We start from the raw sequence: 13,072 nt of genomic DNA on the forward strand, positions 1-13,072 counted from the left end.
CGGGACGGAACCGGTGCGCCGGCCGTCACGCCGACATGTGGAGCGGACACGGACGCCGCCCCACAGTGAGGGCCTGCCTGGACGGGGTGTCCTCCAGCGGAAGGCCAAGCGTCGGGAAGTACGCGCTTGAGCGAGGTGGGACCGGACACATCGCACCGGGGGGGCTCCTCCCAGCGCGCGTCCCGGTCCTTATAATCGAAGTGCCTTTTCACCCCGTGGAGGAGGGCGGCTCCCCTCCGACACGAGCCGAACGCGCGGTCCCACTCCGCGGCGGGGTCCCGAAGGGGCTGAAGCATCGCGATTGTCGTCGCCTGGGACCTCTTCGGAGTGGGTGTGGAATGGCCTTCCAGCCCTCCAGGTTCACCATGTTGGCCCCCCGGAAGCACGCGAGTCCTCGCGTCCTCCTGGGAGGCTACGAGGGAGAGACATGAAGGACGCTGAGAAGGGCTCGTGGGTCTCCAGAATCGCCGCGTTCCAGGACGTGAAGACCTACGCGGAACTCAACTGGGAGGGCTCTTTCGAGGACTACCTCGAAATCGTCCGGAAGAACCCGAAGGTCACCCGCACTGCCTTCCAGAGGATCTACGACATGATCCTCAGCCACGGGAAGTCGGAGTACATCGACAACAAGAAGAAGCTCACCCGCTACCACTTCTTCAGTGACGAGCGCTTCGGCGGCCGGGACGCCATCTTCGGCCTGGACGTGCCGCTGATGAAGCTGGTCAACGTCTTCAAGTCCGCCGCCCAGGGCTACGGCACGGAGAAGCGCGTCATCCTCCTGCACGGCCCCGTGGGCTCGTCCAAGTCCACCATCGCCCGCCTGCTCAAGAAGGGCATGGAGGAGTACTCGAAGACGCCGGAGGGCGCCGCGTACACCTTCTCCTGGCTCACCGACAAGAAGCAGCCGGACGGCACGGTGACGAAGGAGAAGATGAAGTGCCCGATGAACGAGGAGCCCCTCAACCTCATCCCGCGCGAGTGGCGTGACAAGGTCTTCTTGGAGCTGTCCCCGCCGGAGTCCGGCTACACGATTCCCAACGGCTGCGAGCTGTGCCCGGCCTGCCGCTTCGTCTTCAAGGAGCTGATGACCCAGTACGGCGGTGACTTCGCCAAGGTCATGGGCCACGTGCACGTCAACCGGCTCATCTTCAGCGAGAAGGACCGCGTGGGCATCGGCACGTTCCAGCCCAAGGATGAGAAGAACCAGGACTCCACCGAGCTCACCGGCGACATCAACTACCGGAAGATCGCCGAGTACGGCTCGGACTCCGACCCGCGCGCCTTCAACTTCGACGGCGAGTTCAACATCGCCAACCGCGGCGTCATCGAGTTCGTCGAAGTGCTCAAGCTGGACGTCGCGTTCCTCTACGACCTGCTCGGCGCGTCGCAGGAGCACAAGATCAAGCCGAAGAAGTTCCCTCAGACGGACATCGACGAGGTCATCATCGGGCACACCAACGAGCCCGAGTACAAGAAGCTCGAGAACAACGAGTTCATGGAGGCCTTGCGCGACCGTACGGTGAAGATTGACATCCCGTACATCACCAAGCTGGCCGAGGAGGTGAAGATCTACGAGAAGGACTTCAACTCCCGCGCCATCAAGGGCAAGCACATCGCGCCGCACACGCTGGAGATGGCCGCCATGTGGGCCGTCCTCACGCGCCTGGAGGAGCCCAAGAAGCACAACCTGTCGCTCCTGCAGAAGCTCAAGCTCTACAACGGGAAGACGCTGCCCAACTTCACCGAGGACAACATCAAGGAGCTGCGCAAGGAATCCGTGCGCGAGGGCCTGGAGGGCATCAGCGCCCGCTACATCCAGGATAAAATCTCCAACGCCCTGGTGAGCGACAAGGGCGAGGGCTGCATCAACCCCTTCATGGTGCTCAACGAGCTGGAAGCCGGCTTGAAGACGCACTCCCTCATCAACACCGAGGACGCGCGCAAGCGCATGAAGGAGCTGCTCACCACGGTGAAGCAGGAGTACGAGGACATCGTCAAGAACGAGGTCCAGCGCGCCATCAGCGCCGACGAGGACGCCATCGGCAAGCTGTGCGGCAACTACATCGACAACATCAAGGCCTTCACCCAGAAGGAGAAGGTCCGCAACAAGTACACCGGCATCTACGAGGTGCCGGACGAGCGCTTGATGCGGTCGATTGAAGAGAAGATCGACATCCCGGAGAGCCGCAAGGACGACTTCCGCGGGGAGATCATGAACTACATCGGCGCGCTCGCCGTGGAGGGCAAGACCTTCAACTACCGGACCAACGAGCGGCTGCACAAGGCGCTGGAGCTGAAGCTGTTCGAGGACCAGAAGGACAGCATCAAGCTCAAGAACCTGGTGTCCTCCGTCGTGGACAAGGAGACCCAGGAGAAGATCGACCTGGTGAAGGACCGGATGATGAAGAACTACGGGTACTGCGAGATCTGCTCCACGGACGTGCTGAACTTCGTGGCCAGCATCTTCGCCCGCGGGGATGCCAAGGAGTAACGCCTAGCGACTTGCCCAAGAGGGACGTGACACCGTGACCTTGAAGATCCACCAGGACCACTCCCGCTTCAAACAGATCGTCCGCGGGAAGATCAAAGCCAACCTGCGCAAGTACGTGCAGAAGGGCGAGATGCTGGGCAAGAAGGGCAAGGATGCCATCAGCATCCCCATCCCCTTCATCGACATCCCGCGCTTCAAGTACGGCCACAAGGAGCAGGGCGGCGTCGGACAGGGTGACGGTGACGTAGGTCAGCAGCTCGGCCCCGGGGCGGTAGAGCCCGGGGACGGGCACCAGGCCGGCCAGGGCGAGGGAGACCACGCCCTGGAGGTGGACGTCACGCTGGAGGAGCTGGCGCAGATCCTTGGGGAAGAGCTCCAGCTGCCGCGGATTGAGCGGCGGCAGAACGAGCGCATCGTCACGCAGAAGGTGAAGTACACGGGCGTCAACACCACGGGCCCGGAGTCGCTGCGCCACTTCAAGCGCACCTTCAAGCAGGCCCTGAAGCGGCAGATCGCCACCGGCACCTACGACCCGAAGATGCCGGTCATCATCCCCACGCGCGAGGACCGCCGCTACCGCAGCTACAAGCTGCAGGAGCTGCCGGAGACGAACGCGGTCATCATCTACATGATGGACGTGTCCGGTTCGATGGGGGACGAGCAGAAGGAGATCGTCCGCATCGAGAGCTTCTGGCTCGATACGTGGCTCAAGCACCAGTACAAGGGCCTGGAGTCGCGCTACATCATCCACGACGCGGTGGCGCGCGAAGTGGACCGCGACACGTTCTTCCACACCCGCGAGTCCGGCGGGACGATGATCTCCAGCGCGTACAAGCTGTGCCGGGACATCATCCAGGCGGACTACCCGAAGAGCGCGTGGAACATCTACCCGTTCCACTTCAGCGACGGGGACAACTGGAGCGCGGACGACACGCGCCAGTGCATCGAGATGCTCCGCAACGACATCCTCCCGCAGGTGAACCAGTTCGCCTACGGGCAGGTGGAGTCCCCCTACGGCAGCGGGCAGTTCATCAAGGACCTGCGCGAGGCGGTGGGTGACACGACCAACGTCGCGCTGAGCGAGATCTCCGACAAGGACGCCATCTACGCCTCCATCAAGGACTTCCTCGGCAAGGGGCGCTGACGAAGAGCGCTTCTGTCTCATCCCCCACCGGAGCCACCGCCCCATGCCCAAGAGCCTCACACCGCGACTCGCAGCGCTTCGGGATGAAATCCACGGCTACGCCAAGGAGTTCGGCCTGGATTTCTTCGACACCGTCTTCGAGATGGTGTCCTACGACGAGATGAACATGGTGGCCGCCTACGGCGGCTTCCCCACCCGCTATCCCCACTGGCGCTGGGGCATGGAGTACGAGCAGCTGGCGAAGGGGTACGAGTACGGGCTGTCGAAGATCTACGAGCTCGTCATCAACAACGACCCCTGCTACGCCTACTTGATGGAGAGCAACCCGGAGGTGGACCAGAAGCTGGTGATGGCCCACGTCTACGGTCACTGCGACTTCTTCAAGAACAACTTCTCCTTCCGGCACACCAACCGCCGGATGATTGACGACATGGCCAACCACGCCACCCGCGTCCGGCGGTGGGTGGACAAGATTGGCGTGGAGAAGGTGGAGGACTTCATCGACCGGACGCTGTCGCTGGAGAACCTCATCGACCAGCACGCGCCCCACATCCGCCGCAACCCGGATCCGCAGCGCGCGGAGGAGGAGGCGAAGTCCAACGAGCGCGTGGAGGGCTTCAAGGTGAACCGCGAGTACATGCGCGGCTTCATCAACCCCTCCGAGTTCATGGACTCCCAGCGCAAGCGCGCGGAGGACGAGAAGCAGCAGCGCAAGCGCTTCCCGGAGCGCCCGCAGCGTGACGTGCTCTACTTCCTGCTGGAGCACGCGCCGCTGGAGCCGTGGGAGGTGGACATCCTCTCCATCCTGCGCGACGAGGCGTACTACTTCGCGCCGCAGGGCCAGACGAAGATCATGAACGAGGGGTGGGCCAGCTACTGGCACTCCACCATCATGACCCGCCGGGCGCTGCGGGACGATGAGATCATCGACTACGCGGACCACCACTCCGGCACCATGGGCGTGCGCCCCGGCGCCATCAACCCGTACAAGCTGGGCATCGAGCTGTGGCGGGACATCGAGGACCGGTGGAACAAGGGCAAGTTCGGCAAGGAGTGGGACGAGTGCGATGACCTTCGCGCGCGCCAGGCCTGGGACCGGAAGCTGGGCGCGGGGCGGGAGAAGATCTTCGAGGTGCGCAAGCACTACAACGACATCACCTTCATCGACACGTTCCTCACCGCCGAGTTCGCCCAGCAGCAGAAGCTCTTCGTCTACGGCTTCAACGACAAGCGCAACTCGTGGGAAATCCTGGACCGCGAGTTCCGCAAGGTGAAGAACAAGCTGCTCACGTCGCTCACCAACTTCGGCCAGCCCATCATCGAAGTGGTGGACGGCAACTACGAGAACCGCTCGGAGCTGCTGCTCGCGCACAAGCACGACGGGCAGGACCTGAAGGGCGACTACGCGCGGGAGACGCTGCGCAACCTCCAGAGCCTCTGGCGCCGGCCGGTGAACATCGTCACCCGCTACGACGGCAAGGGGACCCTGCTGCGCTACGACGGGCAGCACCACTCGGAAAAGAAAGTGGAGCTGTAAGGCCGGGGCACCGGAAGCAGGCAGGCGGGCTCGGGGAGTGCGGTCAGGATTTGGGCGGAGGACCAACAGTCCTCTACACTCCTGTATCGCCCCCCATGAAGACCGCTTCCTTCCTCTGCCTGGCCGCCCTCGGGGTGGCTTCGACGTCCGAAGCCGCCACCCATTTCGAAATCAAGAACCGCCGCATCGAGCCGCGCCAGACGCTGGCGGGCGCGCTGCATGAAGCGGCGCTGCCCGACGCGCAGGTGGAGGCCGTCATCGCCGCGCTGGAGGGCGTGTTCGACTTCCGCAAGTCGCGCGTGGGCGACCAGTTCCGGCTGGTGATGCGCGACGGCGAGCTGGACTTCTTCGACTACCGCCAGAGCACCGTGGACGAGTGGCAGGTGCGCCGCGACGGGGAGAAGTACGTCGGCAGCAAGCGCTCCATCGAGGTGGAGAAGCAGGTGTCGCTCGTGTCGCTGGAGATCAACTCGTCCCTGTACGAGGCGACGCTGGCTGCGGGAGAGGACCCGTCCATCGGCCTGGTGCTGTCGGACGTGTTCGCGTGGGACATCGACTTCTACCGCGACGTGCGCAAGGGCGATAAGGCCAAGGCGCTGGTGGAGAAGTTCGTCTCCAAGGGCCGCGTGCTGCGCTACGGCGAGGTGCTGGCGGCCACGTATGAAGGCGGCCTGGTGGGCAACAAGCGCGTGTTCCGCTACGTGCTGCCCAACGGCGAGGCCAACTTCTTCCAGGAGGACGGCGCCAGCGCGAAGAAGACCTTCCTCAAGAGCCCGCTGAAGTACGCGCACATCACCAGCAGCTTCGGGTCGCGATTCCACCCGGTGCTCCAGTACGTGAAGAACCACAACGGCGTGGACTACGGCACGCCCATTGGCACCCCGGTGTGGGCCGTGGCGGACGGCACCGTCGTGTCCGCGGGCAACGCGGGCGCCGCGGGCAACATGGTGGTGCTGCGCCACGCCAACGGCATGGAGACGCAGTACATGCACCTGTCGCGCTTCGGCGACGGCGTGCGCTCCGGCCAGCGCGTGCGGCAGAAGCAGGTGATTGCCTACTCCGGCAACACCGGCCGCTCCACCGGCCCGCACCTGCACTTCGGCCTGAAGCGCAACGGCGCCTACGCCAACCCCCTCACCCAGAAGTTCCCCCGCGCGGATCCGCTGCCCAAGGAGCTGACGGCGGACTTCCTCGCCAAGGCGCACGACATGGCCCAGCAGCTGGACGCCGTGTCCGTGGCCGCCGTCGCCGGCAAGGCGGGCCCGCCGCCCGCCGCCGCGAAGTAACGGCACACCGCCCACGTGCAAGGCCCCCGGGCCCCCTCCCCTTCACGGTGGAGCGGGGCCCGTCGCTTTTCGCCGGGCCGTCAGGCCCACTCGATGAGGAACTCGGAGTCGCCCAGGCCCCGCTCGGTGCCCCGCACGTGGCCCTCGCGGTGGAGCGCGGTGAGGACGCCGCCGAGGATGCCCTCGTGGACCTGCACGGGCAGCAGGTCCCCCTTGAAGGTCAGCCGCACGCGCTTGTCGCCCAGGGCCAGGTACTCGCGCTGCCCGTAGCTGACGGCGGTGCCGTACGAGGCGGGCGCGTTGCTGTACATGCGCTTGGGGTCGCCCGCGCCCGCGGTGAGGCGCAGGAGCGTCTGCCCCACCGTGGACTCGAAGAAGGTCCCGACGATGGCCTCCCCGCACGCCCGCAGGGCGGCTTCGCGCGTGCCGTACCCGGGCTGGAGCGCCTCCGACGCAAAGCCAATCAACCGCAGGAAGTCCACCGCCGGGTAGGAGAAGAAGTCCACCGGGCTGCGCTGCATGAGCGGCGCGCGCAGGCGCTCCGCGGCGTCGCGCCCCAGCCGCTCATGCGTCAGCCGCAGCACCGCCGCGAAGCTCAACCCCCGCACGGTGTCCCCGGGCCGGGTCAGGGCGATGCGCTGCTCCAGGTCGTCCAGGGGGAGGGACATTCGCTTGCGTTGTACTCCAATTCCACGTGCTTCCGGTCTCTCTCCGAAGGCGGCTTCACATGTCTGTCATTCCCTGGGGCCGCGTCGCGTCACGGCGGGTCGTGGGGCACCTTCCCTCCCTGGCGGGGGAAGCGGCCGACCCCGAGCGGGGGGCGTGGGTTTCCCCTGCCCTGGGCTGGCGTGACACGGTAGCCTTCCGTCATGGCCGCCCCGCGTCAAAAGCGCGGGCGCTTCCGGCAGCACTTCAACCCCTTCTCGAACCTCGAGACGACCGACTTATGGCTCCTCCCGCCTCCGCGCGCCCCGCCCCGCCCCCGCCCTCCGCCTCGGGAACTCCCGAAGACAGCGGCCGCACCGGGCTCGACGCGGCCAGCGTCCGTCGCGGCTTCTTCGAACACGTGCGGTATTCGCGCGGCAAGAACCCGGAGACGGCCACCCCGCATGACCGCTTCATGGCCCTGTCGCTGGCCGTGCGCGACCGCCTCACGGACCGCTGGGTGAAGACGGCGCGCACCTACTACGAGCAGGACGTCAAGCGCGCCTATTACCTCTCCGCGGAGTACCTGCTGGGGCGGGCGCTGGGCAACAACCTGCTCAACCTCAACATGTACGACGCCGCGGCCGCCGCCATGCAGGAAGTCGGCGTGGACCTGACGCAGCTGTTGGAGATGGAGCCGGACGCAGGCCTGGGCAACGGCGGCCTGGGCCGGCTGGCGGCGTGCTTCCTGGACTCGCTGGCCACCCTGGGCTACCCGGGCATGGGCTACGGCATCCGCTACGAGTTCGGCATCTTCTCCCAGGACCTGGTGGAGGGACACCAGGTGGAGCGCGCGGACGAGTGGCTGAAGTTCGGCAACCCGTGGGAGATCGTCCGGCCGGAGAAGGCGGTGCCGGTGCGCTTCTTCGGGCGCGTGGAGCACCACCAGGGTCCGGATGGCCGGCCGGTGGCGCGCTGGGTGGGCGGCAAGACGGTGGTGGGCGTGCCGTACGACACGCCCATCGCGGGCTACGGCAACAACACCGTCAACACGCTGCGGCTGTGGCAGGCGCGCGCGAGCGCGGAGTTCGACCTGCTGCTGTTCAACGCGGGCGACTACGAGCGCTCGGTGGTGGAGAAGAACGACTCGGAGGTCATCTCCAAGGTCCTCTACCCCAACGACGCGTTCCAGGCGGGCAAGGAGCTGCGCCTCAAGCAGCAGTACTTCTTCGTGGCGTGCTCCATCGCGGACATCGTCCGGCGCTACCTGAAGAACCACAACGACTTCCGTGACTTCAGCCGCAAGTGCGCCATCCAGCTCAATGACACGCACCCGGCCATTGGCGTGGCGGAGCTGATGCGCGTGCTGGTGGACGAGAAGCGCCTGCTCTGGGACGAGGCCTGGTCCATCACCCAGGAGACGTTCGGCTACACCAACCACACGCTGCTGGCGGAGGCCATGGAGCGCTGGCCGGTGTCGCTGTTCGAGCGGCTGTTGCCCCGCCACCTCGAAATCATCTTCGAGATCAACCAGCGCTTCATGCGCCAGGTGCAGATCCGCTACCCGTTCGACGTGGAGAAGCAGCAGCGGATGAGCCTGGTGGAGGAGGGCCCGGAGAAGAAGATCCGCATGGCCCACCTCGCCGTCGTGGGCAGCCACAGCATCAACGGCGTGGCCGCGCTGCACACGGACCTCCTGCGCCGGGACGTGCTGCCGGACTTCGCGCAGATGTACCCGGAGCGCTTCAACAACAAGACCAACGGCGTGACGCCGCGCCGGTGGCTGGCGTGGTGCAACCCGCGCCTGTCCAAGCTGATCACGAGCCGCATTGGCGAGGGCTGGACCACGGACCTGGACCAGCTCCAGAAGCTGGAGGCGCACGCGGAGGACGCGGAGTTCCGCAAGGCCTTCCGCGAGGTGAAGCGCGCCAACAAGGAGGAGCTGGCCCAGCACGTGCGCGACTTGCGCTGGGTGCAGCTCAACCCGGACGCCATCTTCGACGTGCAGATCAAGCGCCTGCACGAGTACAAGCGGCAGCTCTTGGACGCCATCCACATCGTGGCGCTGTGGATGAAGGCGCGCAGGGACCCGGCGAGCGTCATCACGCCGCGCGCGTTCCTCTTCGGCGCGAAGGCGGCGCCGGGCTACCACCTGGCGAAGCTGACCATCCGGCTCATCAACGGCATCGCGGAGGTGGTCAACAGCGACGCGGGCGCCACGGGGTTGCAGGTGGTGTTCCTGCCCAACTACCGCGTGAGCCTGGCGGAGCGCATCATCCCCGCGGCGGACGTGTCCGAGCAGATTTCCACGGCGGGCTGGGAGGCCTCCGGCACGGGCAACATGAAGCTGATGCTCAACGGCGCGCTGACGCTGGGCACGCTGGACGGCGCCAACGTGGAAATCCGGGACGCGGTGGGCGACGAGAACTTCTTCCTCTTCGGCCTCACGGCGGACGAGGTCATCGCGCGCAAGAAGGCCGGCTACCGGCCGCGCGAGGTGTACGAGGCCAACACGGAGCTGCGCGAGGCGTTGGACCTCATCCGCTCCGGCTTCTTCTCCCCCGAGGACCGCAACCTCTTCCAGCCGCTGGTGGACAGCCTGCTCAACGAGGACCGCTACCTGGTGCTGGCGGACTTCGCGGCCTACGCGGCGAAGCAGGAGGACGTGGCGCGCGCCTACAGGGATCAGGAGTCCTGGACGAAGAAGTGCATCATCAACGTGGCCCGCGCGGGCATCTTCTCCTCCGACCGCACCATCAAGCAGTACGCGGAGGAGATCTGGAAGGTGCAGCAGACGACGGTGGAGTGACTCCGCCATGAGCACGGGCCCATCCCCTTCAGAAGAGAGCCGACAGGCCGGCCGCGAGCAGTTGGAGCGGTGGGTGCTGGACTTCACCGACGCATTCAACCGCGACGACCTGGACGCGGTGATGGGCTGGTTCCACCCGGACGCCGTCTACGAGACGTATGACGGCGTCCACTGCCGGGGGCTCGCGGCCATTCGCGCCGCCTTCGCCCCGCAGTTCCGGGGGGACTTCGGGCGCATCCGCTTCCTCACGGAGGACCTGGTGGTGGACGCGCCCGCGGGCAAGGTGGTGCTTCGCTGGAGGTGCCAGCACGACCTGTCCGGCCCGGGCGCGCTCAAGCCGTGGCTGTACCGGCTGATGTATGGCCGGGACTTCGGCTGGTACGGGCTGGACGTGCTGCACTGGGAGAACGGCCGCCTGCGCGAGAAGCGGACCTACGCGCAGGCGGGGCTCCCGAAGGTGCGGCGCGGGCCGGCGTGAAGCGGCCCACGCCAGGGCTCACGCGGCCTTGTTGAGCCAGGCCTCGTACGCGCGGAAGTCGTAGTCGCGGCCCAGGAACCGGTGCACCAGTCGGGCGGCGTCGTCGGAGCCGCCCGGCTCCAGCACCGCGCGGCGGTAGGCCTGCGCGGGCTCCGGGTTGAGCAGGCCCTTCGTCTGGAACACCGTGAAGAGGTCCTTCGCGATGACGAGCGACCACATGTACGTGTAGTAGTTGGACGAGTACCCGTCCAGGTGCCCGAAGGTGAGGTGGAAGTACGTGCCCTCCAGGTACGGGAAGGGGACGTACTGGCTCTGCAGCTCGCGCACGAGCGCGGTGGCGTCCAGGTTCTTCGGGTCGCGCCGGTACAGCTCCAGGCTGAGCGCCGCGTAGAACATCTGCTGGCGCACGAAGAGGCCCTTGCCGAACTCGTCCGCGGCGAGCATGCGCTCCACCAGCTCCGCGGGCAGCGCCTCCCCCGTCTGGTAGTGCTTCGCGAAGGTCTGCAGGCACGTCACGTCGCGCGCCCACTCCTCCAGCATCTGTGAAGGGGCCTCCACGAAGTCCCACTCCGTGCGCACGCCGGACAGGCCCGCCCACTTCGTGTGGCCACCGAAGATGTGGTGCAAGAGGTGCCCGAACTCGTGGAAGAAGGTCTCCACGTCGCCGTGCTGCATGAGCGCGGGCTCCGCGCCGGGCTTGGGGAAGTTGCAGATGAGCGCGCCTTCCGGAAGCCGCCGCCCCGCCTTGCCGCTGGTCAGCGTGAACTGGGCCGCGTGCTTGTACTTGTCCGCGCGCAGGTGCATGTCCAGGAAGAAGCGGCCCTTGAGCGTGGCGCCCTCATAGACGTCGTAGGCCTCCACGTCCGGGTGCCACACCGGCACGTCCTTCACCGGCTTGTAGGTGACGCCGAACAGGCGCGCGGTGAGATCCAACACGCCCTGCTTCACGCGCGTGTATTCAAAGTAGGGGCGCACCGTCTGCGAGTCGAAGGCGTACTGCTCCGCCTTCACGCGGTCATCCAGGTAGCCGGAGTCCCAGGGGTCCACCCGGTCCGCCTTCGGGTCGTCCTTGCGCTTGCGCTCCAGGAGCACCGCGTAGTCGCGCTTCATGCGCTCCTCCGACGCGTCCGCGATCTTCCGGATGAAGGTGCCCGCGGCGTCCGCGGTGCGCACCATCTTGTCCTCGGTGGCGTAGGCGGCCCAGTGCGGGTAGCCCAGGAGCGTGGCCAGCTCGTGGCGCTTCTGGACCAGACTCTGGAGCACGCTCACGTTGGCGGGGTAGCCGCGCTGGCGGTTGGCGCGCCAGAGTTCCTCGCGGGCCTTGCCGTCGCGCGCGTAGGTGAGGAAGGGCACCAGGTCCGGGTAGTCCGTGGAGATGCGCACCTGGCCGTCGTCGCCGGGGGCGTGCGCGCGCACGTAGTCCTGCGGCAGGCCGTCCAGCGCGGCCGGGGGCAGCGCCACCTTGCGGGTGTCCTGGCTGATGTTGCGGCTGAACTCCTGGCCAATGCGGACCAGCTCCTCCTGGAGCGCCTTCACCTTCGCGCGGGTGGCGTCGTCGCGGTCCACGCCGGCGCGGCGGAAGTCGCGCAGCACCTTCTCCATCCACTTGCGCGTGGCGGCGTCCTCGTTGGCCAGGCTCACGCCCGCCAGGACGTCGTAGACGCCCCGGTCCATGCGGATGTCGTTGGCCAGGTTCTCGATGGCCTGCTCGGCCTGCTCCGCGGCCTCGCGCAGGGCGGCCTCGGGGTGGGTGTGGCGCACGACGCTGGCGCGCGCGGCGGCGTCATCGAGCGCGGCGGAGGACTCGTCGAACAGCTCCAGCACCTCGCGGGGGGGCGTGGAGGCGGGCAGCGTCTTCAGGCGCGCGATGCCGTCGCGGGCCTTGGCCAGGGCCTCCTCGCTCGCGCGGCGGAACTCCTCCGGCGGGCAGGTGACATGGCGGGCGGCGTCGGGGACCAGGGGCTCGGACACGGGAAGGGCTCCTCTCAAGCCGTGGGTGTGCGGCGAAGGGCCCAAAGCTAATGCGCCCCGCACGCCCTGGCAGCATCCGTATTGCACGGCGAAGGCGGGTGGCGGGCAGTGGACGCCCTCCCCTGCCCCGTCCGTCGGGCGGCGGACGGGCGGGCTTCAGCCAGTCGCCCCCCATGGGCGCCGCGGAGGGGGCTCATCGGAAGTCGATCGACACCTCGGCGATGCTGACCCGCAGTCCCCCCTCCAGCTCGGTGGTCGACACGTACAGCGTCTTGGTGCCAGGGGTGGTGGCTCGCACCTCCACGCGGTTCTGGCCCTGGTTGTCCGTGAGGCTTTTCTCCTGCCGGAGGGTGAAGCCATCGCCGGTGCCCATTTGCACGTTCACGGCGCGTCCGGACAGCGGCATGGCGTCCTCGTTGCGCACCGTGACCGTGACGACCATGGTGTCCTCACCGTTCGCCCTCAACGGATCCGCGCTCGGGGAGAGGTCCACCGAGCACTTCTCCGAGGCCACCCGGGTGGAGGGGACCTTCGGCTCCTCGCCACAGCCCACCGGGACGCCCAGGGCCAGCAGTCCCATCACCAGACACCGAACCAGCAGCACGCGACGTGAAGACATGAGCCTTCCTTCCCGGACAGCCCGCGCCCGGAGCGGGCATGCGGCGGGCGGAGTCTGTCATGGGCAGCGGTGCGCCAGGAACGGCGGAAGGC

The 13,072-nt window shown here is 67.0% G+C and carries 9 protein-coding genes; 6 read left to right on the plus strand and 3 right to left on the minus strand.

All coding sequences use genetic code 11. The features are described from left to right. Window positions 1-427 precede the first annotated feature (427 nt). The 4 genes from AABA78_RS06585 to AABA78_RS06600 all read left to right on the plus strand — a co-directional run bounded on the left by AABA78_RS06585 (window position 428) and on the right by AABA78_RS06600 (window position 6,458). Window positions 428-2,491, plus strand: coding sequence for a PrkA family serine protein kinase (locus AABA78_RS06585; protein WP_338262117.1), 2,064 nt, complete (start codon window positions 428-430; stop codon window positions 2,489-2,491). A 34-nt stretch (window positions 2,492-2,525) separates the two neighbouring features. After that, a complete protein-coding gene (locus AABA78_RS06590; RefSeq protein WP_171415174.1) occupies window positions 2,526-3,635 on the plus strand; it encodes a DUF444 family protein in 1,110 nt (369 codons plus the stop codon). Window positions 3,636-3,678: 43 nt separating this feature from the next. Next, window positions 3,679-5,172 (plus strand): SpoVR family protein, encoded by a 1,494-nt coding sequence (locus tag AABA78_RS06595; RefSeq protein WP_338262118.1) that lies wholly within the window; start codon window positions 3,679-3,681, stop codon window positions 5,170-5,172. A 95-nt stretch (window positions 5,173-5,267) separates the two neighbouring features. Continuing rightward, complete coding sequence (locus AABA78_RS06600; RefSeq protein WP_338262119.1) at window positions 5,268-6,458, plus strand: M23 family metallopeptidase; 1,191 nt, start codon at window positions 5,268-5,270, stop codon at window positions 6,456-6,458. Between the two features lie 80 nt (window positions 6,459-6,538). On the opposite strand, the gene AABA78_RS06605 is transcribed toward AABA78_RS06600, so the two are convergent. Then, window positions 6,539-7,126, minus strand: a complete 588-nt coding sequence (locus AABA78_RS06605; protein WP_171415167.1) for a DUF2378 family protein — start codon at window positions 7,124-7,126, stop codon at window positions 6,539-6,541. A 278-nt stretch (window positions 7,127-7,404) separates the two neighbouring features. On the opposite strand from AABA78_RS06605, the gene AABA78_RS06610 reads away from it, so the two are divergent. Both AABA78_RS06610 and AABA78_RS06615 read left to right on the plus strand, forming a co-directional pair. Then, window positions 7,405-9,912: a glycogen/starch/alpha-glucan phosphorylase gene (locus tag AABA78_RS06610; protein ID WP_338262120.1), complete on the plus strand. Its 2,508-nt coding sequence runs from the start codon at window positions 7,405-7,407 to the stop codon at window positions 9,910-9,912. Window positions 9,913-9,919: 7 nt separating this feature from the next. Continuing rightward, complete coding sequence (locus AABA78_RS06615; protein ID WP_338262121.1) at window positions 9,920-10,390, plus strand: YybH family protein; 471 nt, start codon at window positions 9,920-9,922, stop codon at window positions 10,388-10,390. Between the two features lie 18 nt (window positions 10,391-10,408). Here AABA78_RS06615 and AABA78_RS06620 read toward each other — a convergent pair whose 3' ends face one another. Continuing rightward, complete coding sequence (locus AABA78_RS06620; RefSeq protein WP_338262122.1) at window positions 10,409-12,361, minus strand: M3 family metallopeptidase; 1,953 nt, start codon at window positions 12,359-12,361, stop codon at window positions 10,409-10,411. A gap of 193 nt (window positions 12,362-12,554) precedes the next feature. Further along, complete coding sequence (locus AABA78_RS06625; protein ID WP_338262123.1) at window positions 12,555-12,980, minus strand: Ig-like domain-containing protein; 426 nt, start codon at window positions 12,978-12,980, stop codon at window positions 12,555-12,557. Between the last annotated feature and the right edge of the window lie 92 nt (window positions 12,981-13,072).

This window comes from Corallococcus caeni, assembly GCF_036245865.1.
GTDB classification, from domain to species: domain Bacteria; phylum Myxococcota; class Myxococcia; order Myxococcales; family Myxococcaceae; genus Corallococcus; species Corallococcus caeni.